Below are 22,582 nucleotides of genomic sequence, written 5' to 3'. Positions count from 1 at the left end.
CTGCTATGCGAAATCCGACATTGAAATCTTTATTGGCTCCCACCCTGTTGAGCCTGGCGATGTTCGCCGGGGCCACTCAGGCCGCCGCGCCACTGCGTCCGCCACAGGGCTACTTCGCACCGGTGGATAAATTCAAGACCGGCGACAAGAGCGAAGGCTGCGACGCGATGCCGGCGCCGTACACCGGGCCGCTGCAATTTCGCAGCAAATACGAAGGCTCGGACAAGGCCCGCGCGACGCTGAACGTGCAGTCGGAAAAAGCCTTCCGCGACACCACCAAAGACATCACCACGCTGGAACGCGGCACCGCCAAACGGGTGATGCAGTTCATGCGCGACGGTCGCCCGGAGCAACTCGACTGCACGCTGAACTGGCTGACCGCGTGGGCCAAGGCCGATGCACTGATGTCGAAAGACTTCAACCACACCGGCAAGTCGATGCGCAAATGGGCGCTGGGCAGCATGGCCTCGTCCTACATTCGCCTGAAGTTCTCCGACTCGCACCCGCTGGCCGCACATCAGCAAGAGGCGCAGCAGATCGAAGCTTGGTTCAGCAAGATGGCCGATCAGGTGGTCAGCGACTGGGACAACCTGCCGCTGGAAAAAACCAACAACCACTCGTACTGGGCGGCGTGGTCAGTGATGGCGACGTCGGTCGCGACCAACCGTCGCGACCTGTTCGATTGGGCGGTCAAGGAATACAAGGTCGGGGTCAATCAGGTCGATGCCGACGGCTACTTGCCGAACGAACTCAAGCGCCAGCAACGTGCCCTCGCCTATCACAACTACGCCCTGCCACCGCTGGCGATGATCGCCAGTTTCGCCCAGGTCAACGGTGTCGATCTGCGTCAGGAAAACAACAGCGCGCTGAAGCGCCTGGGTGACCGGGTACTGGCCGGGGTGAAAGACCCGGACGCGTTCGAGAAGAAGAACGGCAAAGAGCAGGACATGACCGATCTGAAAGAGGACATGAAATTCGCCTGGCTCGAACCGTTCTGCAGCCTCTACACCTGCCCGGCGGATGTGCTGGAGAAGAAACACGGCATGCAACCGTTCAAGACCTTCCGCCTCGGTGGCGACCTGACCAAGGTCTACGACCCTTCGCATGAAAAGGGCAACAAGGGTTCGTAAGACCGAACGCAAAACCTGTGGGAGCGAGCCTGCTCGCGAATACGGTCTGACATTCAAAACGGATGTCGACTGACACGACGCCTTCGCGAGCAGGCTCGCTCCCACAGTCAAGTGTCAGGTTTGAGATGTGTGAGTTAGCCCTCCCGGTTTCCATGGGGGGTTTGGGGGGGCTTTGGCCCTTGACTGTTGGTTCAAACATGGAGAGATCGGGATGGTATTTTCATCCAACGTGTTCCTGTTTCTGTTCTTGCCGATCTTTCTCGGCTTGTACTATCTGAGCGGGCAACGCTACCGCAACCTGTTGCTGCTGATCGCCAGCTACGTGTTCTACGCGTGGTGGCGGGTGGACTTCCTGGCGCTGTTCGCCGGCGTCACCTTGTGGAACTACTGGATCGGCCTGAAAGTCGGTGCCGCCGGTGTCCGCACCAAACCGGCACAGCATTGGCTGCTGCTCGGTGTGGCGGTCGATCTGTGCATCCTCGGCTACTTCAAATACGCCAACTTCGGCGTGGACAGCATCAACGCGATCATGACCTCGTTCGGTCTGGAGCCGTTCATCCTGACCCACGTGCTGCTGCCGATCGGCATCTCGTTCTACATCTTCGAGTCGATCAGCTACATCATCGACGTGTACCGCGGCGACACCCCGGCCACGCGTAACCTGATCGACTTCGCGGCGTTCGTGGCGATCTTCCCGCATCTGATTGCCGGCCCGGTCCTGCGTTTCCGCGACCTCGCCGACCAGTTCAACAACCGTACGCACACCCTCGACAAGTTCTCCGAGGGCTGCACGCGGTTCATGCAGGGTTTCATCAAGAAGGTCTTCATTGCCGACACCCTCGCGGTGGTGGCCGACCACTGCTTCGCCCTGCAAAACCCGACCACGGGGGATGCCTGGCTCGGCGCACTGGCCTACACCGCACAGCTGTACTTCGACTTCTCCGGTTACAGCGACATGGCCATCGGTCTGGGCTTGATGATGGGTTTCCGCTTCATGGAAAACTTCAAGCAACCGTATATCAGCCAGTCGATCACCGAGTTCTGGCGTCGCTGGCACATCAGCCTGTCGACCTGGCTGCGTGACTATCTGTACATCACCCTCGGCGGTAACCGTAAAGGCACGCTGATGACCTATCGCAACCTGTTCCTGACCATGCTTCTGGGTGGTCTGTGGCACGGTGCGAACATCACTTACATCGTCTGGGGCGCCTGGCACGGCATGTGGCTGGCGATCGAAAAAATGCTCGGCATCAACACCTCGCCGCGCAGCCTCAATCCGATCCGCTGGGCACTGACCTTCCTGTTGGTGGTGATGGGCTGGGTGATCTTCCGCGCCGAGAACCTGCACGTTGCCGGCCGCATGTACGGCGCAATGTTCAGCTTCGGCGACTGGTCGCTGTCGGAACTCAATCAGGCCAGCCTTACCGGCCTGCAAGTGGCGACTCTGGTGGTGGCGTACGTGACGCTGGCGTTCTTCGGCCTGCGTGATCTGTACACCAACCAGGCACCGGTCAAGAGCAAACCCGTGGTCAACGTCGAAAGCGACGGCCCTGCCGGCGCACAGCCTGGCCTGATCAAAGCCGCTCCCGGCGAAAACCCGGCGAACATCCATGAGCCTGGCTACACCGTCGGCGTCGACGCCCAGGTGCAACCGGCGTACTGGACGGCGGACTGGTCGCGCTACGTGATGCGCGGGCTGATCCTGCTGCTGTTCATCGCCTCGATTCTCAAACTCTCGGCGCAAAGCTTCTCGCCGTTCCTTTACTTCCAGTTCTGAGGGATCTGACATGACCCGCTCATTACGCATCTTCTACATCGCGCTGTTTCTGGTGACCCTGCTGGTGCTCGGTCTGTGGTCGGTGCGCAGCTTCTTCGGCTTCAGCACCAACGCCGATGCGACGGTGCTCAACGGTCGCTGGACCAAAGCCGTGGAAACCCACTACGACGATCAGTTTCCGATCAAGCGTCTGGGCACCAACCTCTGGGCTGCGCTGGATTTCAAACTGTTCAACGAAGGTCGTCCGGGCGTGGTGCTCGGGCGCGATCAGTGGCTGTACAGCGACGAGGAATTCAACCCGATCGTCAACGAAGAGCTGAACCTGCAAGGCAACTACGCGCTGGTCGAAGGCGTGCGCCAGACCCTCAAGGCCAAAGGCGTGAAACTGGTGATGGCGATCGTTCCGGCCAAGGTGCGCCTGTACCCGGAACACCTGGGTGAAGTGAAACCGGCGAGCATCCACGCCAACCTCTATCAGGACTTCCACAACCGCGTTGCGGCCGACAAGATCCTCGCCCCTGACCTGCTCGGCCCGCTGCAACAGGCCAAACAGAACGGTCAGCAAGTGTTCCTGCGCACCGACACGCACTGGACGCCTGAAGGCGCCGAGATCGCCGCCAACACCCTGGCCAAGACCATCGCCGCCAAGTTCCCGCTCAGCGGCGAGCCGCAACGCTTCATCACCACGCCGGCGGAGAAGGTCACGCACAAGGGCGATCTGCGTCTGTTCCTGCCGCTCGATCCGCTGTTCGAAAACCTGATGCCGGCGCAAGAACCGCTGCAAAAACGCAACACCGTGGCCGCCGCCGAGCAGCCTGCCGGTGACGACGCGCTGTTCGCCAACAGCGAAGTACCGGTCGCACTGATCGGCACCAGCTACAGCGCCAACCCCAACTGGAACTTCGTCGGTGCGCTCAAGCAAGCGCTGCACAGCGACGTCGTGAACTACGCCGAAGACGGCCACGGCCCGATCCTGCCGATGCTCAGCTACCTGAAAAGCGATGACTTCAAGAACAGCCCGCCACAGGTGCTGATCTGGGAGTTTCCTGAACGATATCTGCCTGTGAACAACGAAATCGGCGACGCCGACCCGCAGTGGGTCGCAGAGCTCAAACAAGCCGGTGCTCGCCAACAAAACGTAGCCATCAACACTAAATCCGAGACGCCCGATCGGGCGCAAAACTGAAAGAGAGGTAACACCATGACTTTCACAACTACTCCTCGTCGTCTCGCTAAAAGCTTCGCTCTGGTTGCGGGTCTGAGCGTGCTGTCGGTACAGGCTTTTGCCGGTGGTGACGCCGCGCTGTACGGCCCGACTGCCCCGAAAGGCTCGACCTTCGTGCGGGTCTACAACGCCAGTAACGCCGAAGTCAGTGCCACCGTCGGCAGCACCAGCCTGAGCGACGTTGCGCCACTGGCCAGCAGCGACTTCAGCTTCATGCCGGGCGGCGACTACAGCGCCAAGGTCGGCAGCCAGACCCTGCCGGTGAAACTCGCCGGTGACCATTACTACACCCTGGTCAACAACGCTTCCGGCGCGCCGCAACTGATTGAAGAGCCGCCGTTCAAGAACAAGCAGAAATCCCTGGTGCGCGTGCAGAACCTCAGCGACAAACCGCTGACCCTGAAGACCGCCGACGGCAAGACCGACGTGGTGCCGAACGTGGCTGCCAAGGGCCGTGGCGAACGTGAAATCAACCCGGTGAAAGTCAGCCTGGCGCTGTACGAAGGCGACAAGAAAGTCGGCGACGTGAAACCGGTCGCCCTGGAGCGCGGTGAGGCCGCAGTGCTGTACGTCACGGGTTCCGGCAGCAGCCTGTCGCCAGTCTGGGTGAAACGCCCGGTGTCGACCCGCTAACAAATTTTCCGAACTGACTCAATCCCCCCTGTGGGAGCGAGCCTGCTCGCGAAAGCGGTCCGACATTCAACAGATGTGTCGACTGATGCACCGCCTTCGGGAGCAAGCCCCCTCCCACCCTTGACCGGGTTGTCAGTTCGGATACGAGACAACAACAAGAGTGAAACGACACAACGTTCGTGCCTCTAACCAATCGATTTTATGGAGTAAACAATATGATTCCGGTGATCTTGTCAGGTGGTAGCGGTTCACGTCTTTGGCCGCTTTCGCGCAAGCAATTCCCCAAGCAATTCCTCGCCCTGACCGGTGAACACACGCTGTTCCAGCAAACCCTGGAACGCCTGGTGTTCGAAGGCATGGACACGCCGATCGTGGTCTGCAACAAGGATCACCGCTTCATCGTCAACGAGCAGTTGGCCAATCGCAATCTCGAATGCCAGCGCATCCTGATGGAGCCGTTCGGCCGCAACACGGCGCCGGCGGTGGCGCTGACCGCGATGATGTTGGTCAACGAAGGCCGTGACGAGTTGATGCTGGTGCTGCCGGCCGACCACGTGCTGGAAGACCAGAAAGCCCTGCAACGTGCCCTCGCCCTGGCCACCGTGGCCGCCGAAAACGGCGAAATGGTGCTGTTCGGCGTGCCGGCGACCAAACCGGAAACCGGTTACGGCTACATCAAATCCACCGGCGATTCGCTGCTGCCCGAAGGCGTCAGCCGCGTTTCGCACTTCGTCGAAAAACCCGACGTCAAACGCGCCACCGAGTACGTCGAATCCGGGGGTTACTACTGGAACAGCGGCATGTTCCTGTTCCGCGCCAGCCGCTTCCTCGAAGAGCTGAAAAAACACGATCCGGACATCTACGACACCTGCCTGCTGACCCTTGAGCGCAGCGAGCAGGACAACGACACCATCACCTTCGACGAAGCCACCTTCGCTTGCTGCCCGGACAACTCCATCGACTACTCGGTGATGGAAAAAACCCAACGCGCCTGCGTGGTGCCGCTGACCGCCGGCTGGAGCGATGTCGGTTGCTGGTCGTCGCTGTGGGAAGTCAACGAGAAGGACGCTAACGGCAACGTCAGCAAAGGCGATGTGGTGATTCAGGACAGCAAAAACTGCATGATCCACGGCAACGGCAAACTGGTGTCGGTGATCGGCCTGGAAAACATCGTCGTGGTCGAAACCAAAGACGCGATGATGATCGCCCACAAAGACAAGGTTCAGGGCGTCAAGCAGATGGTCAACACGCTCAACGAGCAGGGCCGCAGCGAAACCCAGAACCACTGCGAAGTCTATCGTCCATGGGGTTCGTACGATTCGGTGGACATGGGCGGGCGTTTCCAGGTCAAGCACATCTCGGTGAAACCGGGCGCGTGCCTGTCGCTGCAGATGCACCACCACCGCGCCGAGCACTGGATCGTGGTCAGTGGCACCGCCGAAGTGACCTGCGATGAAAACGTGTTCCTGCTCTGCGAAAACCAGTCGACCTACATCCCGATCGCCTCGGTGCACCGTCTGCGCAACCCGGGCAAGATCCCGCTGGAAATCATCGAAGTACAGTCGGGCTCGTACCTGGGTGAAGACGATATCGAGCGCTTCGAAGACATCTACGGTCGCTCAACTCCGATCGAACGCGGCGTGTCGGTGAAAACCATCGCGCAGTGATCAACCCGCAATGAGAAGCCCCGTCCAGCCCGCTGCGCCCCCTATCCGCAGTGGGTTGGGCGGGGGCTTTTTTTATCCGGGATCTGCGGTGTCGGTACTGGCCTCTTCGCGAGCAAGCCCGCTCCCACAGTGGGCCGAGGCATGGCTCGATTTTGTGATCTGCCCCCATCCCTGTGGGAGCGGGCTTGCTCGCGAAGGCGTCTTCACATTCACCACAGAAATCCTGCCCATCGCCAACCTCACCTACGCTTAGGTAGGATGCCCCTCTATCCCTGCGAGGTTGTGCGACATGTTCATCGGCGTTTTGCTGGTCATCACCTGGCTGATTCTGTTGCTGCGCTATCCGGCCAAGGCTGTACCGGTGTCGGTGGCCGCCGCTGTTGGCCTGGGGCTGGTGGCGGTCTGGGTGGTGTGGCTGGACAACCGCGAGCTCAAGCAACTGGCGCGTCTGGAGATGCGCATTGCCTACGCGCCTGAACACTGCCCCGCGGATCGCCCGCTGCAACTGAAAATGAAAAACGGCAACGACGTCCCGCTGACCGAACTGCGCTGGCGCATCGCAGCCTATGCACCGGGTGACACGGTCAATCTGGCCGACAACCAATACACCGCCCCACGCTATCGTGGCCCCGGTGAATTGCAGGCCGGTGGCAACTGGGAAGATTGCCTGCCCCTGCCACCGCTGCGCGCCGGTTATCGTCCGCAAACCCTGGAGTTCCGCGCCGAGCGTTTGCAGGGCAGTTTCTCCGACTGATCCCCTTCCCCCACTTTTTTGCACAAGGAATGCGCCATGCCCGTTGCGTTGATCACCGGTTGTTCCAGCGGCATCGGCCGCGCCCTCGCCGATGCATTCAAGTCGGCCGGTTTTGAGGTCTGGGCCAGTGCGCGCAGGGCTGAAGATGTCACCGCACTCGCCACCGCCGGATTCACCGCCGTGCAGCTCGACGTCAATGACAACGCAGCGCTGGAGCAACTCGCCGAGCGAATCAACCAGCAACACGGCGGCCTCGACGTGCTGATCAACAACGCCGGTTACGGCGCCATGGGGCCGTTGCTCGATGGCGGCGTACCGGCCATGCAGCGCCAGTTCGAAACCAACGTGTTTTCGATCGTCGGCGTGACCCGAGCGCTGTTCCCGGTGCTGCGCCGGGCCAAGGGATTGGTGGTGAATGTCGGCAGCGTTTCCGGTGTTCTGGTCACGCCATTCGCTGGCGCGTATTGCGCGTCGAAAGCGGCGGTGCATGCGCTGAGCGATGCGTTGCGCATGGAACTCGCACCGTTCGGCATTCGCGTGATGGAAGTGCAGCCCGGAGCGATTCAGTCCAGCTTCGCCAAGAATGCCGGGCAGGAGGCCGAGCAATTGATCAACGAACAATCGCCGTGGTTTCCGTTGCGTGAAGGCATTCGGGCGCGGGCCAAGGCTTCGCAGGACAAACCCACACCGGCCAGCGAATTTGCCGCCGAGCTACTCAAGGCTGTGCAGCAGGACAAGCCGCCACGCCTGATCCGCATTGGTAATGGCAGCCGGGCGTTGCCGTTGCTCGCAACCTTGCTGCCGAAAGGATTGCTGGAATCGACGTTGATGAAGCGCTTCGGGTTGCGCGGACAACTTTGATTGCAAGCAGTGAAATTGCCAAACCGGTCGATCCACGTAGAATGCCCCGCACTTGAAGCGTCCGATGCGTCAAGTGAACCCGCTAGCGCATGGAGTCGCCGGGGCAAGCTTTCAGGCAAGGGATCTGCTGAACATTTATCTCCCCTCTCTCGACTGTTCCCTCCCGGAACGGTCGCTGCTTTGTTGACCTGCCTGACGCGAGCCCTGTTCATAAGCTCCCATCCAGATCAGGAAATCCGTTTGAAAGTCTCTTATGTACTGCCTCTCGCATTGCTCACGGTGCTGTCCGGTTGCGTCATTCAGGAACCGTCCCTCAACGACACACTACCGAAACTGACCCAGCAGAGCGTTTTGCCGAAAGTTACTGCCAACGAGTACTGCAACATGCAAATGAGCAGCGACATTCTGTTTGGCACAGGTCTGCTGATGTACGAAGACCGAGAATATAAAAAAGCCAAAGCCTGCTTGGTCATGGCTGCGCCCAAATACCCTCGCGCGTTTTGCTATCTCTCCAGAATGGTTCACGAGGAGGACGATCTAACCAGCGATCAAAGCAGTACCACAGCCTTCAACTACACGGCTTACGCGGCGATGAAAAATGACTGGTGCGCAGAGTACGGTATATACGAGGTGTTCGAGTATGGCACCTATGGAGTAAAAAAAGACCCCGCAATCGCCCTTCGCTGGCTGGAACGTTCTTCGTTGCACGGTTATCCCGAAGCCCAAAAGGAGTTGATCAAACAATACAAAGAACGGGGCAACCTGACTGATGCCTATGCCTGGACCAGAGTTATGGCCAATGCAGATGACGCCCAGGCCGCTGACGCGCTCAAAACCCGAATGACCCCGATGCAGATTGCAGAGGGTGAAAAGCGCTTCGCAGAACTTGCCGCTCAGGTCACTAGCAAGGCAGCCATGCAAGCCGAGGAACGGGAGGAAGACGTAGCTCGCTACTCCGCTCAGGTCTATCAAAACTATCCGGATACGTTCAAAGGCCTTTCATCTGCCGAGCGCTACGACTACGTAAAACAGGCGACTCTTCAAGCCATGGAATTGCCGTTCACTAAAGGCCCCGATCATGTGATCGGCTACATCGTGATCAATCGGGCCGCTCAGCTGAAATTACCCGGCGCAAACATCGCGAAAGACCAAAGGATCGTCAGCCTCATGGAAGATGAAGCGTTATCTGTTGACGAAATCATCGAGTCCGGTCTGCTAGTGGTTAACAAGTTCTACTGATCGTCCTTATTGCGAGCAGGCTCACAACTGACCCCACTCCTTCATGAAATCAATGAACGCCCGCACCTTCAGTGGCAGGTGCCGGGTGTCCGGGTACAGCGCATAAACCCCTTGCTGGGCGAAGCGAAAGTCCGGCAACAAGCGCTGTAACCGCCCGGCGTCCAAGTCTTCCTGAATCAACCACTGCGGCAGAATCGCAACGCCCTGCCCGGTCAACGCAAAGGCCCGCAGGGTCGCTGAGTTGTCGGCAACGATGGCGGTGGTGCCCGGTTTCGGCTGGTAGAGATGCTCGGAGCCGGCCGGGTCGGTGACCGTCATTTCCGGCACTCGTCCGTGGCCCAGGGTCGGCATCGACTCCAGCGTTGCCAGCGTGACAACCGGCGTGAAGCGCTCGACCAACCCTGGCGCCGCCACCGCAAACACTTCGAACGTCGACAACTGCACCGCCCGCAGATTGGAGTCGTGCATGCGTCCCAGGCGGATCGCCATGTCGAAGCGTTCGGAGATCAGATCGGCATGGGTCGAGGACGTCGACAGGTGAATGTTCAGTTGTGGCTGTTGCTGGCGAAACACCTCCAGCGCCGGCACCACCTGAGCCAATGCGAATTCCACGGTGGTGGTGATGCGCAACGTGCCCTTGAGTTGCGAGTGCTCGGAACGGGCCTCCTCGATCGCCAGACGCGCTTCATCGAGAGTGCGCAAACAGCGGCGATAAAAACGCTCGCCGGCATCGGTCAGGGCCAGTTGCCGGGTGTTGCGCGTGAGCAGCGTGACGCCCAATTCCTCTTCCAGCCGCTTGAGGTTGAAGCTCACCACCGCCCGGGTCTGCCCCAGGGTGTCAGCGGCGGCGGTCAATGACCCAGCCTCCACCACGGCTTTGAACGTGTCAAAACGGTCCAGGCTGACCATCGTCACGGCACTCCTTGTCAAAATTATTTTGACAAACTAGCAGGCAAACCAGCGTTTTCCTAACGTCTCCAGCGCCCTAACCTGCACGCTTCATCACAGGGAAGCTGCCATGGCCTATCGCTCGAAAGTCGCGCTGGTGTATTTGTTCGGGTTCGCCCTCGACCTGCTGAACATGTTCGCCGCCAGCATTGCCTACCCGGACATCGCGCGGGAGTTGCACGCCTCGGTGACGCAACTGGCGTGGATCACCAACGCCTACATGCTCGGGCTGACGCTGATCATTCCGATGAGCGTGTGGCTGGCTGCACGGTTGGGCGAGCGTCGGTTGATCCTGAGTTCACTGCTGCTGTTCGGGATCGCCTCGGGCCTGGTGGCACAGGCCGGGTCGATTGAAAGTCTGATCGGCTGGCGCCTGCTGCAAGGGCTCGGTGGCGGCTTGTTGCTGCCGGTCGGTCAGGCCCTGGCGTATCGACAATTTCCGGCGGCACAGCGGGCGCACCTGACCGGGGTGGTGTTGATGGTCGCGCTGATGGTCCCGGCCCTGTCGCCGGCAGCGGGCGGGCTGATCGTCGAGGCCTTGTCGTGGCGCTGGATTTTCTACCTGAACCTGCCACTGGCGCTGCTGGCGTTTGCCTTGGGCCTGCTCTGGTTGAAAGCGGATCAGCCCAGCACAGAACGCCCGACGCTGGACCTGCGCGGCCTGCTGCTGGCGGTCTCAGCCCTGAGTCTGTTACTGATTGCCGTGAGCCTGGCGAGCGCCGCCGCTACCCGTCACCTCGCCGGTGGCGTCCTGTTGCTCGGCGCCTTGACCCTATGGCTGTACCTGCGCGATGGCTGGCGCAAACCCGACGCTGTCCTCGACCTGCAACTGCTCAAGAGCCCGTCGCTGCGCCTGGCGATGCTGATCTACCTGTTTGTGCCCGGGGTCTTTACCGGCACCAACATGATTGCCGTGTTGTACCTGCACGACCTCGGCTTCGGCGCCGCGCAAACCGGCGCGCTGATGCTGTCCTGGGCCGCCGCCTCGGGCGTGGCGATCATGCTCGGCAAACGCAGTTTCAATCGCACTGGCCCCAAACCGTTGCTGATCACCGGCATGCTCCTGCAATGCTTGGGGATTGTCATGCTGATGCGCATCGAACAGCCCGCTGCAGCGCCGCTGATCATCGCCTACGCCCTGATGGGACTGGGCGGCAGCCTGTGCAGCGTGACTGCACAGACCCTGGCGTTTGTCGGCATGACCCCGGAAAAAATGGGCCACTCCAGCGCCCTCTGGAACATCAATCGTCAGCTCGGTTTCTGCCTCGGCGCGGCGCTGCTCAGCTCATTGCTGGGGGCATTGGGCGGCGACGGTTTCCGCTACTGCTTCCTCGCCGCAGCGCTGCTCACGTTGTTGCCGATGGCCGCCGTGTTGCGCTTCGACGCCACCCACGTGCTCGCACTGCTGAGCTCACCTCCCCTTCAGGAAAAATCCACATGACGGACAACCAACAATATTTTGACGAAGTGATCCACGCGCACGAGGCCATCGAACAATGGTTTGCCGTGGAGCAGGACTCAGCCGAACTGGAGCGCTTGCTGAGCCGGTTCTCGGCGGATTTTTCCATGGTCACGCCGCTCGGCCGGGTGCTGGATATCGGCGCTTTGCGCGCACTGTTTCAAGCGGCGGGCGGGAAGAGAACAGGCTTCAGGATCGAGCTCAGTGAGCTGCGCGCAATTGCGCTGCATGCGCACGGCGCGACGTTGAGTTACCGCGAGCAGCAGACGGACGCGAATGGGTTGCACACGGATCGGCGTTCGACGGTGGTGTTTGAAAAGAGCGAGGCCGGGCGGGTGCTCTGGCGGCATTTGCAGGAGACGTTTTGTGGTGAATGACGGTTCGCTATCTTCATGACAGAGCGCGTTGCCCTCTTCGCGAGCAGGCTCGCGCCCACACGGGTTTTGTAAACGACACAAATCAAATGTGGGAGTGAGCCTGCTCGCGATGGCAGCCACACGGTCCGTCAGTTATCCACAGTGTCCTGCTTCACCACCACGGTGCAGGTAATCCCCGCCGCCAACAGCACACCCTGCGGCACTTCATCAATGTGAATGCGCACCGGCACTCGCTGCGCCAGGCGTACCCAGTTGAACGTCGGGTTCACATCGGCGATCAGCTCGCGGCTTTCCGGGTTGTCGCGGTCGTAAATGCCGCGGGAAATACTCTCCACATGCCCCTTCAACACTTCGCCACTCATCAGTTGCATGTCGGCCTTATCGCCTACACGCACGTGCGGCAGTTTGGTCTCTTCGAAGAAGCCGTAAACCCAGAACGAGTTCATGTTGACCACCGCCATTTTCGCCTCGCCGATGCGCGCATAGTCGCCGCGATGCACGTTGAGGTTGGTCACGTAGCCGTCCACTGCCGCGCGCACTTCGGTGCGTTTGAGGTTGAGTTCGGCGGCTTCCAGTTGTGCTTGCGCGTGTTGGTAATCGGCCAGCGCGGCGTCGGCGATGTTGCTGGCGTCGTCGCGGTTCTCCTTGGAGATCACCAGGTTGTCCAGATCGGCGCGGCGATGCGCGTTGACCTTGCGCATCTCCCACGTCGACTTGCGCGAAGCGACCAGCGACTGAGCCTGTTTGACCGCGATGCGGTAATGCTCGGGGTCGATCTGCATGAGCAAATCGCCCTTCTTCACCAACTGGTTGTCGCGCACCGGCACATCGATGACTTCACCGGTGACGTCGGCCGCGACGTTGATGATGTCGGCGCGCACGCGGCCGTCGCGGGTCCACGGCGTGTTCATGTAATGCTCCCACAACGTGCGGCCGATCCACAGCGCCAGGGCCAGCACCAGCAGGGTCGCGAGCAGGCTGAAAAACTTTTTCATCAGGACCTTCTTCAGAGATAGAGAGTCAACGGTAAACAGTCAGCGCCATGGCGCCGAACAGACAGGTAAACAGGCTCAGGCGCAGCAGCGCCGGGTGCCAGAAGAAGCGGTACAGATCGAACCCCGAGAGGAACCGGTCAAGCGCCCAGGCCAGTGCTGCAGCGACGAAAAACATCAGGGTCATGGTCGGCATATACACGCCGTGGAAGGCGATTTCACGAGGCATGGGCAAGTCCTTCGGGCTTGGCGATTGCGTAGGCAGCGAGCGGTGATTGCGGGTCGAGCAACGAGGTGCGGATGAAGTGCAGGTAGCTCTTCACCCGGCGCAGGGCCGAGGTGTCGAAGTGCGGCGCGAACGGCTCGTCGGTCGCGGCGACCCGACTGATCGCGTGATCGACCGCCACCAGTGCGCGCTCCAGATTGCTCTGGTTAGGCTGCAGGAACAGCCGCACCAGCGCGCGGCCCATCACGCGAATCGCCTGACGCCATGGCTGCGATTCGGCATACGCCGGGTGCACCGGGAGAATCGCCTGTTCCTTGCGCAACTCGATGATTGCGTGGCCGACTTCAAGGACCACGAACATCCAGCGCAGCAGGTTCTTTTGCACAGTCGGCTGACCGGCGGCGAGACCGTAGGCCTGATGCAGCAGGTCGCGGGTGCGGCTCTCGAAACTCGACGCCAGGCCCTTGAGTTTGCCGCTGATCGCGTACACCACCTGGCCGCGCAGATCCTGCTCCAGACGCTTCCACAACCAGCGACTGTTCGGCGGCAAAATGATCGCCCCTGCCGCCGCGCAGACCAACATGCCCATGACCATGGCGATGTAGTCGTTGATGAAGGTGTAGGGGTTGTAGATGGTCAGGTTGTCCGGCACTGAACCTGTGCTGAAGAAGATCAGCAGCCCCAGACCGACCCCGGCGTATTGCGGCCGCGAAGCGAGGAACGAACCGAGCACGATTACCGGCGCAAGCATCACGCACAGCAGCGGAAAACCATCGATCCACGGGAAGATGAAGAACATCTCGACGAAGCCGATCAGCGCCCCGAGGAAAGTCCCGCAGGCCATTTGAAAAGCCATGCGTTTGGGGTTCGGCGTGGCGGCGGACAGGCCCACGGTGGCAGCGGCGATCAGGGTCATGGTCGCGCCGCTCGGCCACGCGGTGGCGACCCAGTAACTACCGAGCACGATCAGGATGAACGAGGCACGAATGCCCGAGGCAGCGGCGGCCCACCAGTTGGTTTGCGGAGTGAACGGCTCGTCCCAGCGCTCGCGCTCATGGCTGTGATCGGCCAGCGAGGCGTGGGTCTGTGCATAACTGTGCAGGTCGTCGACGAAGCGATAGAGCAGCTCGTACGCGGTGTGAAAATCCAGTTGCTCGGCTTCACTCGGAGCGGTTTCCTGGAAGGTCGTGCGCAGGCTGCGCACCCGCGCCGGCAAACCTTCCTTGTAGGTAGCCAACGCAGTCGCCAGACGCGCAGCGTCCGGGCTGGTCAGGGCGCGGCCACTGAAACCGTCGAGCACTTCGGCCAGATCCTGCAGGCCCGGCCTGATCGCAGCCACCACATGTTCTTCGCCATTGCCACGCAGACGTTCAAGCAACTGATGCAAGGCGTTGAAGCGCGTGGTGATGCCCATGAACTCGCTGTTCAAGCGACTCAGGCGACCATTGCGCCGACGCATGTGCGGGTCTTCGAACACGGTCACGCTGCGCAGCCCTTCCAGGCCCACCGCTTCGGCAATGAAGCGTACGTTGCTGGCCTCGAACGCATCGGCCTTGCTGCGCCCGCGCAGGCCATCGGTGACGAACAAGGCAAACACGCCAAAACGCTGATACAAGGCGTTGCGCATCGCCGCACTGGCGGTTTGCGGCAGGATCGCGGCACTGACCACGGTCGAGCAGAGAATCCCCAGCGAGATCTCCAGCACTCGCCACACGGCGGCCATGAACGCACCGTCCGGATGCGCCAGCGCCGGCAATCCGACCATCGCCGCGGTGTAGCCGGCGAGGACAAAACCATAGGCGCGAAAGTTACGGCAGCGCGCTGCACCGGCCGAGCAGATGCCGACCCAGATGGCCAGCGAGCCAAGGAACAGCTCAGTGTTCTGCGCAAACAGCGCGATCAACGTGACCATCATCGCCGACCCGGCCAGGGTGCCGAGGAAGCGATAGAAACTCTTGGCAAACACATGGCCGCTCTGCGGCTGCATGACGATGAACACGGTGATCATCGCCGTGCGCGGCTGCGGCAGTTCCAGGCGCATCGCCAGCCACAGCGTGAGGAACGCGGCGAGCAATACCTTGAAGATATAGACCCAGGTCACGCCGTCGCTGCGCGCCCAGTCAAAGAAGCCCCGACGCCATTCCAGGGAGTAGAGCCAGCGTAAAGGTGCGGGCAAGGGAGTCATTTGGTCTTGCTCAAAAATTCAATCGAACCGGAGAAACTGTGGGAGCGGGCTTGCTCGCGAATGCGCTGTGTCAGACAACAAATGGGCTGCCTGACACTCCCTCTTCGCGAGCAAGCCCGCTCCCACAGGGGTTGTGTGTTCACCGCAGGAAAGCCGGGGTTTTCGGCGCTTGGGTTTGCTCGACAGTGGGCACGTCATTGCCAGCCCCGAGGCCACCACCCAGCGCGGTCACCAATTCGGCATGCGCACTCAGTCGCGCTGCCTGCACCTGCTGCTGCACCTGCTGTTGCTTGAACAGCAAGGTCTGCGCATTGAGCACGTTGAGGTAATCGGTGAGGCCTCGCTGATAGGCGATCATCGCGATGTCGTAAGTCTTCTGTGCGGTGGCCACGGACTCGGCGGCAAAGGCTTGCTGCTTGTCCATCGACTCGCGGCGGATCAACTGGTCCGAGATGTTCTTCAGCGCATTGACCAGCGTCTGGTTGTAATGCGCCACGGCGATGTCATACCCGGCAGACGCTTCACCCAACTCGCTGCGCAAGCGCCCACCGTCGAAGATCGGCAAGGAGATCGCCGGGCCGACGTTGTAGTTGAGCTTCTTGCCGGTCAGAAACTCCAGCGCCCCGCCGCCGGTCGCCATGTAGCCGAGGCTGCCGACCAGATCGACATTGGGATAAAAACCGGCGTACGCGACGTCGATGCCGCGGGCCTGCGCGGCGACTTGCCAGCGACTGGCGACCACATCGGGGCGCTGGCCGAGCAGATCGGCCGGCAAAGCCGAGGGCAGTTTCAGCGCCGCACTGAGCGCCAGGGTCGGTCGCTGCAACTGCGCGCCCGCCCCCGGGCCTTTGCCGGCCAGGGCGGCGATCTGGTTGCGGCTCAGGGCGATTTCTTCGTCCAGCGCATCCAACTGCCGATGGGTTTCCGGCAACGGCGTTTCGGCCTGGCTGACTTCGAAGTGTGTACCGATGCCGCCGTTCAGACGTTTCTGCGCCAGATCAAGAATCTGCTGTTGCTGCTTGAGCGTCGCGGCGACGATGTCGCGCTGGGCGTAATGCAGCGACAGCTCGATGTAGGCGCGCACGATGTTGTTCTGCAATTCCAGCTGCGCCAGCCGCGCTTCGGCGGCGCTCATGTGCGCCAGATCCACCGCCCGCTCGCTGGCATTGCTTTCGCGGCCCCAAAGGTCGAGGGCGTAGCTGAAACCCAGCGCGGCGTTGTTGTCCCAGGTGGTGGTGTTGGCCAACTCGCCGGGGCCGTAGAACTGATCGGTCGGCCAGTTATGGCGCTTGAGCGTCGACTCGCCATTGATCTGCAACGACTCGGCGGCCTCGGCGACACCGGCCATGGCTTTGGCCTGACGCACCCGCGCAGCGGCCATGGCCATGGTCGGGCTGCCCTGCACGGCGAGGTCGATCCAGCGATTGAGTTGCGGGTCACCGTAGGCTTGCCACCATTGCGCGGTGGGCCAGTGGGCGTCTTTGGCAGCGTGGGCAATGGCGTCGTCGGTGGCCAGCGTATTGGCCTCCAGCGCCTTGCCCTGCGGGGCAATTCCTTCGGTACCGATGCAGCCGCTGAGACCCAGGGTGAAAGCCAGAACACTGAGCGGCAAAAACGCTCTGTTGATGCGACGCGGCACAGCTGCGAATTCCTGAAAAAGGGGAAGAACCGAGGCCCTGTGGGAGCGGGCTTGCTCGCGAAAGCGCTCTGTCAGAAGACGCCGCGTTGAAGATGAAATCGCTTTCGCGAGCAAGCCCGCTCCCACAACGGCGCAATTCTATGGGGCGCCCTGAACGGCGATAAGCTGGGATTCCTGTGAATCTTTGTTACCGTTAACGAGATAATCCCTTGGTCGGGGGTCTCAGCCCCTGAAACTTCGTGTCACAATTTGCCATCTCCCTTGAGAGCACCCCATGGACACATTGCAAAACATGCGCGCCTTCAGTTGTGTGGCCGAAGCCGGCAGTTTCACCGCCGCCGCCGTGCAACTCGACACCACCACGGCCAACGTCTCGCGCGCGGTCTCCAACCTGGAAGCCCACCTGCAAACCCGCCTGCTCAATCGCACGACCCGGCGCATCGCCCTGACCGAGGCCGGCAAGCGCTACCTGCTGCGCTGCGAACAGATCCTGGCCTACGTCGAAGAAGCCGAAGCCGAGGCCAGCGAAGCCCACGCCCGCCCCGCCGGCCAGCTGAAAGTGCACACCATGACCGGCATCGGCCAGCACTTCGTGATCGACGCCATCGCCCGCTACCGCAAGACCCACCCGGACGTGACCTTCGACCTGACCATGGCCAACCGCGTGCCGGACCTGCTCGACGAGGGCTACGACGTGTCCATCGTGCTGGCCAGCGAACTGCCGGACTCGGGTTTCGTCTCGCAACGCCTGGGCATCACCTACAGCATCGTCTGCGCCTCGCCGGCCTACGTGAAAGCCAACGGCTGCGCGCAAAAACCCAGCGACCTGCTGAACCACGCCTGCCTGCGCCTCGTCAGCCCGGTGATCCCCCTGGAAAAATGGGCCTTCAACGGCCCGGACGGCCAGGAAATGGTGACTATCAACAGCTCGCCGTTCCTGGTGAACTCCGCCGACGCAATGAAAGCCGCGATCATCAGCGGCATGGGCGTCGGTGTGCTGCCGGTCTACGCCGCCATCGAAGGCCTGCGCAACGGCACGCTGGTACGGATGATGCCGAACTACCGCTCGCAGGAACTCAACCTGTACGCGATCTACCCGTCACGGCAATACCTGGATGCAAAAATCAAAACCTGGGTTGAGTACTTGCGTGGCTCGCTGCCAGAGATATTGGCGGCGCATCAGGCGGAACTGGCGGCGTATGAGTTGAGTGGGAGTCTGGCGGGGGCACGAGTCGCCAACTGAACTTAAACACTGACCGCGCCCCTGCAGGAACTGTGGAGTGCGGCGAGGCTGTGATCTTTTGCTCAGGTTGTTTAAAACTCAAAAATCGCAGCCTACGGTGGCTCCTACAAAAGCGGTGATTTGACGGGAGTTTTCCGACAGGTTTTGACGGTTGTGGGTCGGAAGTGGGGTGGATAGGCTCAGGGGGTCGTTGACGAATCAACGACCGGACTTGGTCGTCCGGGTTTAGAATGGCGCACTTTTCAAGCTTGCTTCATGGCGAGCTGTGCGTGGGAGGGCCTTGGCCCTGCCGGGTTTCCATTCCCTGGTTGACCAACCTGCGTACGGTTCGCCACCCTATTGCTTGGTCGCAGTACGTGGCGAACTCCACATCCCGAATGGAGTTTCACCATGATCAAACCCACCCCCAATCCGCCCGAAACGGACTGCATCTCCCCCTACGAATCCCTCGACTCGAAAAAAACTCCACGACGCCGCCGAGCGTGCGCTGGATCACTACCTCAAACCCTGCGCCACCACCCTCAAATTCCACAAACCCAGCACGATGTTTCAGGTTGCCCCTGAAATGGATAACGAAAGCCTGCAGGTTCATGCCTGCGAATCACTGGCCTCGGCGAGCATCATGGCCAGCGACATTGCGGCCTATGTCGACCCGCCACAGCGGCATACAATTCTGGCCATCCAGCAGATCATCATGCTGGCGGAGCTGGCAGTGAATCGGGTGCTGGATAATGTGGAAATCAGCTAATCCCCAGCACACAGGTGAACCCTTGTGGGAGCGGTGGATCAGCAAATATCTGTGTTGAATGACACACCGCCTTCGCGAGCAAGCCCGCTCCCACAGTTGGAATGGGGTGTGTTCAGTTGGGGGGTGGTCGGCTCGTAGGGCGCCTTCGCGAGCAGGCTCACTCCTACAATTGGATTTGGGTGTGTTCAGTTGGGGGGTGGTCGGCTCGTAGGCCGCCATCGCGAGCAGGCTCACTCCTACAATTGGACTGGGTGTGTTCAGGTGGGGATTGGTCGGCTCGTAGGCCGCCTTCGCGAGCAGGCTCGCTCCCACAGTGGGAATGGGTGTGTTCAGTGGGGGATTGGTCGGCTCGTAGGCCGCCTCCATGCGGCAAAGCCGCCCCACTCAACAGGATGAGCGTTAGCTCGGCTGCAGCTCTTGATCTGCAGGCCCCTTCGGCAGGCTGAGTGGAGGGGTTTATCCGGGGGTGGGAGCGCAGCGACCGTTTGGCGCAGCCAAACACATCGAGAGGAGGTGCAGCGAAGCAAACCGTAGACGATGCCCCCGGATGAACCCCGCAACGAAGGAACCCGAGCCTAAGCGAGGGCCGAACGCCGGGGCCCAGCGTTTTGGTTACTTTTGGGCGTCTGCAAAAGTGACTCGCTGTAAGAGCGAAACCGCCAGCCGCAACCCCCGAAACAACGGATATACACCCAAAACCCCAAGAACATGGTCGGCCCAGAGGCCGCCAAGACAAGCCAACCCCCCCAAAGAAATGTTAGCTTGCTTGGCAATAAAGCCCCGAAGCCCGAGCCCCAGCCCAATGAAAAAAACAGTCCTGGCCTTCAGCCGCATCACCCCCCCCATGATCGAACGCCTCCAGCAAGAATTCGACGTCATCGTCCCCAACCCAAAAAACGGCGACATCAACGCCCAATTCAACGAAGCCCTCCCCCACGCCCACGGCCTCATCGGCGTCGGCCGCAAACTCGGCAAAACCCAACTCGAAACCGCTACCCGACTCGAAGTGGTCTCCAGCGTCTCCGTCGGCTACGACAACTACGACCTCGACTACTTCAATCAACGCGGGATCATGCTCACCAACACCCCCGACGTCCTCACCGAAAGCACCGCCGACCTCGCCTTCGCCCTGATCATGAGCAGCGCCCGCCGCGTCGCCGAACTCGACGCCTGGACCAAGGCCGGCCAGTGGCAAGCCAGCGTCGGCGCACCGCTGTTCGGCTGTGACGTCCACGGCAAAACCCTCGGCATCGTCGGCATGGGCAACATCGGCGCCGCCGTCGCCCGCCGCGGCCATTTCGGCTTCAACATGCCGATCCTCTACAGCGGCAACAGCCGCAAGACCGAACTGGAACAACAACTCGGCGCGCAATTTCGCAGCCTCGACCAACTGCTCGCCGAAGCCGACTTCGTCTGCCTGGTGGTGCCGCTCAGCGACAAGACCCGCCACCTGATCAGCCACCGAGAACTGGCCCTGATGAAGCCCGGCGCAATTCTGGTCAACATCTCCCGTGGTCCGGTTGTCGATGAACCCGCGCTGATCGAAGCCCTGCAAAACAACCGTATCCGCGGCGCAGGCCTGGATGTCTACGAAAAAGAACCGCTGGCCGAATCGCCGCTGTTCCAGCTGAAAAACGCCGTGACATTGCCGCACATCGGCTCGGCCACAAACGAAACCCGCGAAGCCATGGCCAACCGCGCCCTCGCCAACCTGCGCAGCGCACTGCTCGGCGAACGCCCGCAAGACCTGGTCAATCCGCAAGTCTGGCGCGGCTGACAAAACGGGCAAGTGCTGTATCGGCACTTGCCCGTTCAACCCGATTGCGGGTCAGGCGTTTACATAACTTGCAACTCAAGTCACAACTAAAAGCCCAGCGCCAAACATTAAACTCTCCGGACTTATCGAAAGCACGATAAACACCCCGGAGAAACCCTTGAACAACCTGAACACGCAGAAAATCATTCGCTACAGCAAAGTCATTCTGATGACTTACATAAGTTTTTTCGGCTTGCTGGTGATGTACAGCAACTTCACCGATTACACATCGAACTACGAATATGTCGGTCACATTCTCAGCATGGACACCACCCAGACCAACCCCGGCATCCGTTACCGGGCAATCGAATCACCGATACTGCACCACCGGATCTATTGGTTCATCATCACCCTGGAAGTGACCTGGACCGCCTGTTGCCTGATCGGCACCTACCACCTTCTACGCAAGATAAACGCGTCAGAACAAGCCTTTCATGAAGCCAAGCGGTTTTCGATTGTCGGGTTGTTAATCGCAATGTTTGTTTATTACATCTGCCTGCAAGTCATCGGCGTGGAATGGTTCGACATGGACACTTCGCAAACCTGGAACGCCAAGGACTGGGCGCGGCATATTGTTGATTTTTTATTCCCGCTTTTAATTTATATCGCAATCAAAGTGGAGCGCTGAGGCACTAACGCTCCAACTGAATATTCACGCCAATTTGGTGTGTGTCAGTACCGCCGCGCGCGGCTTACGAAACACCAACACATTGCCGAGCATCACCAATACCAACCCAAGCAACGCCGGCGCCGTCCACTGATAACCTTCGGCAAACGCCGACACGTTCAGCGCCACCACCGGGAACAACACCGTGCAATACGCTGCCCGCTCCGGCCCCATGCGCCCAACCAGCGTCAGGTACGCGGTGAAGCCGATCACAGAACCCGGAATCACCAGGTACAGCAGCGCGCCGACGTAACGCGGCGACCAGTCCATGTCGAACGGAATGCCTTTGACCAGACACCACACCGACAACATTGCCGCGCCATAGGCCATGCCCCAGGCGTTGGTGGTCAGGGGTTTCAGACCGGCTTTCTGCTGCAGGCTCGACAGCATGTTGCCCGCCGAGAAACACAGCGTGCCGCACAGCGCCAGACCAAGACCGAGCAAGGTCTGCGGGCTGGCGTGATGGCCGGCCAGTTCCGGCCAGAACAACATGCCCAGACCGAACAAACCGAGCGCGCCGCCCATCAGCACGTTGCGCGCAATGCGCTGGCCGAAGAACACCCGTGCGTTGAGCGCGTTCCACAACGTGGCCGTGGAAAACACCACCGCCACCAGACCGCTGGGAATCCACTGGCTGGCCGTGAGGAAACACATGAAGTTGACGCAGAACAGGCACAAGCCCTGTGCCACGCAAATCAGATGGCCACGGCGGTTCATCGGTTGCAGCCGGCGGCTGAGCAGCAACACCACGAACAACACCAGCGCGGCGAGGCCGAAGCGATAGACGATCGACACAGGAATCGCCACCACCCCCAATTGCCATTTCAGGGCAATCCAGGTGGTACCCCAGATCAGCACGGTCAGCAGATACAGCGAAAGGTTCATGGCGCACACTCCTCAATTGGCTTTCAGTGTCCGCCCCCCCTCCAGGCCTCGCTTGCAAAATCTTGCGCTTTTGTTGCCCGACAGGTCGGCAGCGCGAAGGCTACGGAGTAG

At 60.8% G+C, this 22,582-nt stretch carries 19 protein-coding genes and 1 pseudogene; 14 read left to right on the top strand and 6 right to left on the bottom strand.

All coding sequences use genetic code 11. From position 1 onward, the window contains the following. The first annotated feature begins 5 nt into the window (after positions 1–5). From AC0J41_RS03075 to AC0J41_RS03040, 8 genes are all read left to right on the top strand, one after another. Complete coding sequence (locus AC0J41_RS03075) at positions 6–1,130, top strand: mannuronate-specific alginate lyase (protein WP_025112131.1); 1,125 nt, start codon at positions 6–8, stop codon at positions 1,128–1,130. Between the two features lie 211 nt (positions 1,131–1,341). Beyond that, positions 1,342–2,907 carry an MBOAT family O-acyltransferase gene (locus AC0J41_RS03070; protein WP_473014532.1) on the top strand — a complete coding sequence of 522 codons (1,566 nt, stop codon included), beginning with the start codon at positions 1,342–1,344 and terminating at the stop codon, positions 2,905–2,907. Positions 2,908–2,917: 10 nt separating this feature from the next. Further along, positions 2,918–4,093, top strand: coding sequence for an alginate O-acetyltransferase (locus AC0J41_RS03065; protein WP_473014531.1), 1,176 nt, complete (start codon positions 2,918–2,920; stop codon positions 4,091–4,093). A 15-nt stretch (positions 4,094–4,108) separates the two neighbouring features. Further along, positions 4,109–4,765 (top strand): alginate O-acetyltransferase AlgF, encoded by a 657-nt coding sequence (locus tag AC0J41_RS03060; RefSeq protein ID WP_025112128.1) that lies wholly within the window; start codon positions 4,109–4,111, stop codon positions 4,763–4,765. A gap of 215 nt (positions 4,766–4,980) precedes the next feature. Then, positions 4,981–6,432 carry a mannose-1-phosphate guanylyltransferase/mannose-6-phosphate isomerase gene (locus tag AC0J41_RS03055; protein ID WP_025112127.1) on the top strand — a complete coding sequence of 484 codons (1,452 nt, stop codon included), beginning with the start codon at positions 4,981–4,983 and terminating at the stop codon, positions 6,430–6,432. 289 nt (positions 6,433–6,721) lie between these two features. Further along, positions 6,722–7,186: a hypothetical protein gene (locus AC0J41_RS03050; protein WP_025112126.1), complete on the top strand. Its 465-nt coding sequence runs from the start codon at positions 6,722–6,724 to the stop codon at positions 7,184–7,186. A 36-nt stretch (positions 7,187–7,222) separates the two neighbouring features. Beyond that, positions 7,223–8,047: an SDR family oxidoreductase gene (locus AC0J41_RS03045; RefSeq protein ID WP_473014530.1), complete on the top strand. Its 825-nt coding sequence runs from the start codon at positions 7,223–7,225 to the stop codon at positions 8,045–8,047. 240 nt (positions 8,048–8,287) lie between these two features. Further along, positions 8,288–9,286, top strand: a complete 999-nt coding sequence (locus tag AC0J41_RS03040; protein ID WP_473014529.1) for an SEL1-like repeat protein — start codon at positions 8,288–8,290, stop codon at positions 9,284–9,286. Between the two features lie 21 nt (positions 9,287–9,307). Here AC0J41_RS03040 and AC0J41_RS03035 read toward each other — a convergent pair whose 3' ends face one another. Next, positions 9,308–10,195: a LysR family transcriptional regulator gene (locus tag AC0J41_RS03035; protein ID WP_473015967.1), complete on the bottom strand. Its 888-nt coding sequence runs from the start codon at positions 10,193–10,195 to the stop codon at positions 9,308–9,310. 109 nt (positions 10,196–10,304) lie between these two features. On the opposite strand from AC0J41_RS03035, the gene AC0J41_RS03030 reads away from it, so the two are divergent. Together AC0J41_RS03030 and AC0J41_RS03025 are read left to right on the top strand one after the other, a co-directional pair. Continuing rightward, the gene (locus AC0J41_RS03030) at positions 10,305–11,675 is read left to right on the top strand and encodes an MFS transporter (RefSeq protein WP_025112123.1); all 1,371 of its coding nucleotides are present in this window, start codon (positions 10,305–10,307) and stop codon (positions 11,673–11,675) included. Continuing rightward, positions 11,672–12,070 (top strand): DUF4440 domain-containing protein, encoded by a 399-nt coding sequence (locus AC0J41_RS03025; RefSeq protein ID WP_025112122.1) that lies wholly within the window; start codon positions 11,672–11,674, stop codon positions 12,068–12,070. Before AC0J41_RS03030 ends, AC0J41_RS03025 begins: the two co-directional genes overlap by 4 nt. Before the next feature lie 128 nt (positions 12,071–12,198). Here AC0J41_RS03025 and AC0J41_RS03020 read toward each other — a convergent pair whose 3' ends face one another. The 4 genes from AC0J41_RS03020 to AC0J41_RS03005 all read right to left on the bottom strand — a co-directional run bounded on the left by AC0J41_RS03020 (position 12,199) and on the right by AC0J41_RS03005 (position 17,112). Then, on the bottom strand, positions 12,199–13,065 hold the full coding sequence (locus AC0J41_RS03020) for an efflux RND transporter periplasmic adaptor subunit (protein WP_473014528.1): 867 nt from the start codon (positions 13,063–13,065) through the stop codon (positions 12,199–12,201). 25 nt (positions 13,066–13,090) lie between these two features. Beyond that, positions 13,091–13,291, bottom strand: coding sequence for a DUF1656 domain-containing protein (locus AC0J41_RS03015; RefSeq protein ID WP_003221811.1), 201 nt, complete (start codon positions 13,289–13,291; stop codon positions 13,091–13,093). Then, entirely contained in the window at positions 13,281–15,473 is a 2,193-nt protein-coding gene (locus AC0J41_RS03010; protein WP_473014527.1) for an FUSC family protein, read from the bottom strand. The genes AC0J41_RS03015 and AC0J41_RS03010 overlap by 11 nt, the downstream gene beginning before the upstream one ends. 139 nt (positions 15,474–15,612) lie before the next feature. Next, a complete protein-coding gene (locus tag AC0J41_RS03005; RefSeq protein WP_473014526.1) occupies positions 15,613–17,112 on the bottom strand; it encodes an efflux transporter outer membrane subunit in 1,500 nt (499 codons plus the stop codon). Positions 17,113–17,386: 274 nt separating this feature from the next. On the opposite strand from AC0J41_RS03005, the gene AC0J41_RS03000 reads away from it, so the two are divergent. The 4 genes and pseudogenes from AC0J41_RS03000 (at position 17,387) to AC0J41_RS02985 (ending at position 21,547) form a co-directional block, all read left to right on the top strand. Beyond that, on the top strand, positions 17,387–18,355 hold the full coding sequence (locus AC0J41_RS03000) for a LysR family transcriptional regulator (RefSeq protein WP_025112118.1): 969 nt from the start codon (positions 17,387–17,389) through the stop codon (positions 18,353–18,355). Between the two features lie 390 nt (positions 18,356–18,745). Beyond that, positions 18,746–19,103 (top strand): annotated as a pseudogene (locus AC0J41_RS02995) (DUF6124 family protein). 802 nt (positions 19,104–19,905) lie between these two features. After that, positions 19,906–20,880, top strand: a complete 975-nt coding sequence (locus tag AC0J41_RS02990; protein ID WP_473014525.1) for a 2-hydroxyacid dehydrogenase — start codon at positions 19,906–19,908, stop codon at positions 20,878–20,880. 157 nt (positions 20,881–21,037) lie between these two features. After that, a complete protein-coding gene (locus tag AC0J41_RS02985; RefSeq protein ID WP_473014524.1) occupies positions 21,038–21,547 on the top strand; it encodes a DUF2165 family protein in 510 nt (169 codons plus the stop codon). 24 nt (positions 21,548–21,571) lie between these two features. Here AC0J41_RS02985 and AC0J41_RS02980 read toward each other — a convergent pair whose 3' ends face one another. Further along, complete coding sequence (locus AC0J41_RS02980) at positions 21,572–22,471, bottom strand: DMT family transporter (RefSeq protein WP_473014523.1); 900 nt, start codon at positions 22,469–22,471, stop codon at positions 21,572–21,574. Positions 22,472–22,582 lie beyond the last annotated feature (111 nt).

This window comes from Pseudomonas sp. Arb-4-2C, assembly GCF_055755015.1.
Note: the sequence above shows the minus strand (reverse complement) of the source record. Positions and strands in the feature narration are given on the sequence as shown.

What these genes read in the sequence shown, in the direction of transcription:
- AC0J41_RS03015 (WP_003221811.1), bottom strand. Translation starts at nt 13,291, where the DNA reads ATGCCTCGTGAAATCGCCTTCCACGGCGTGTATATGCCGACCATGACC.
- AC0J41_RS03000 (WP_025112118.1), top strand. Translation starts at nt 17,387, where the DNA reads ATGGACACATTGCAAAACATGCGCGCCTTCAGTTGTGTGGCCGAAGCC.
- AC0J41_RS03075 (WP_025112131.1), top strand. Translation starts at nt 6, where the DNA reads ATGCGAAATCCGACATTGAAATCTTTATTGGCTCCCACCCTGTTGAGC.
- AC0J41_RS02990 (WP_473014525.1), top strand. Translation starts at nt 19,906, where the DNA reads ATGAAAAAAACAGTCCTGGCCTTCAGCCGCATCACCCCCCCCATGATC.
- AC0J41_RS03035 (WP_473015967.1), bottom strand. Translation starts at nt 10,195, where the DNA reads ATGGTCAGCCTGGACCGTTTTGACACGTTCAAAGCCGTGGTGGAGGCT.
- AC0J41_RS03055 (WP_025112127.1), top strand. Translation starts at nt 4,981, where the DNA reads ATGATTCCGGTGATCTTGTCAGGTGGTAGCGGTTCACGTCTTTGGCCG.
- AC0J41_RS03045 (WP_473014530.1), top strand. Translation starts at nt 7,223, where the DNA reads ATGCCCGTTGCGTTGATCACCGGTTGTTCCAGCGGCATCGGCCGCGCC.
- AC0J41_RS03065 (WP_473014531.1), top strand. Translation starts at nt 2,918, where the DNA reads ATGACCCGCTCATTACGCATCTTCTACATCGCGCTGTTTCTGGTGACC.
- AC0J41_RS03070 (WP_473014532.1), top strand. Translation starts at nt 1,342, where the DNA reads ATGGTATTTTCATCCAACGTGTTCCTGTTTCTGTTCTTGCCGATCTTT.
- AC0J41_RS03060 (WP_025112128.1), top strand. Translation starts at nt 4,109, where the DNA reads ATGACTTTCACAACTACTCCTCGTCGTCTCGCTAAAAGCTTCGCTCTG.
- AC0J41_RS03030 (WP_025112123.1), top strand. Translation starts at nt 10,305, where the DNA reads ATGGCCTATCGCTCGAAAGTCGCGCTGGTGTATTTGTTCGGGTTCGCC.
- AC0J41_RS03025 (WP_025112122.1), top strand. Translation starts at nt 11,672, where the DNA reads ATGACGGACAACCAACAATATTTTGACGAAGTGATCCACGCGCACGAG.
- AC0J41_RS03010 (WP_473014527.1), bottom strand. Translation starts at nt 15,473, where the DNA reads ATGACTCCCTTGCCCGCACCTTTACGCTGGCTCTACTCCCTGGAATGG.
- AC0J41_RS03050 (WP_025112126.1), top strand. Translation starts at nt 6,722, where the DNA reads ATGTTCATCGGCGTTTTGCTGGTCATCACCTGGCTGATTCTGTTGCTG.
- AC0J41_RS03020 (WP_473014528.1), bottom strand. Translation starts at nt 13,065, where the DNA reads ATGAAAAAGTTTTTCAGCCTGCTCGCGACCCTGCTGGTGCTGGCCCTG.
- AC0J41_RS02980 (WP_473014523.1), bottom strand. Translation starts at nt 22,471, where the DNA reads ATGAACCTTTCGCTGTATCTGCTGACCGTGCTGATCTGGGGTACCACC.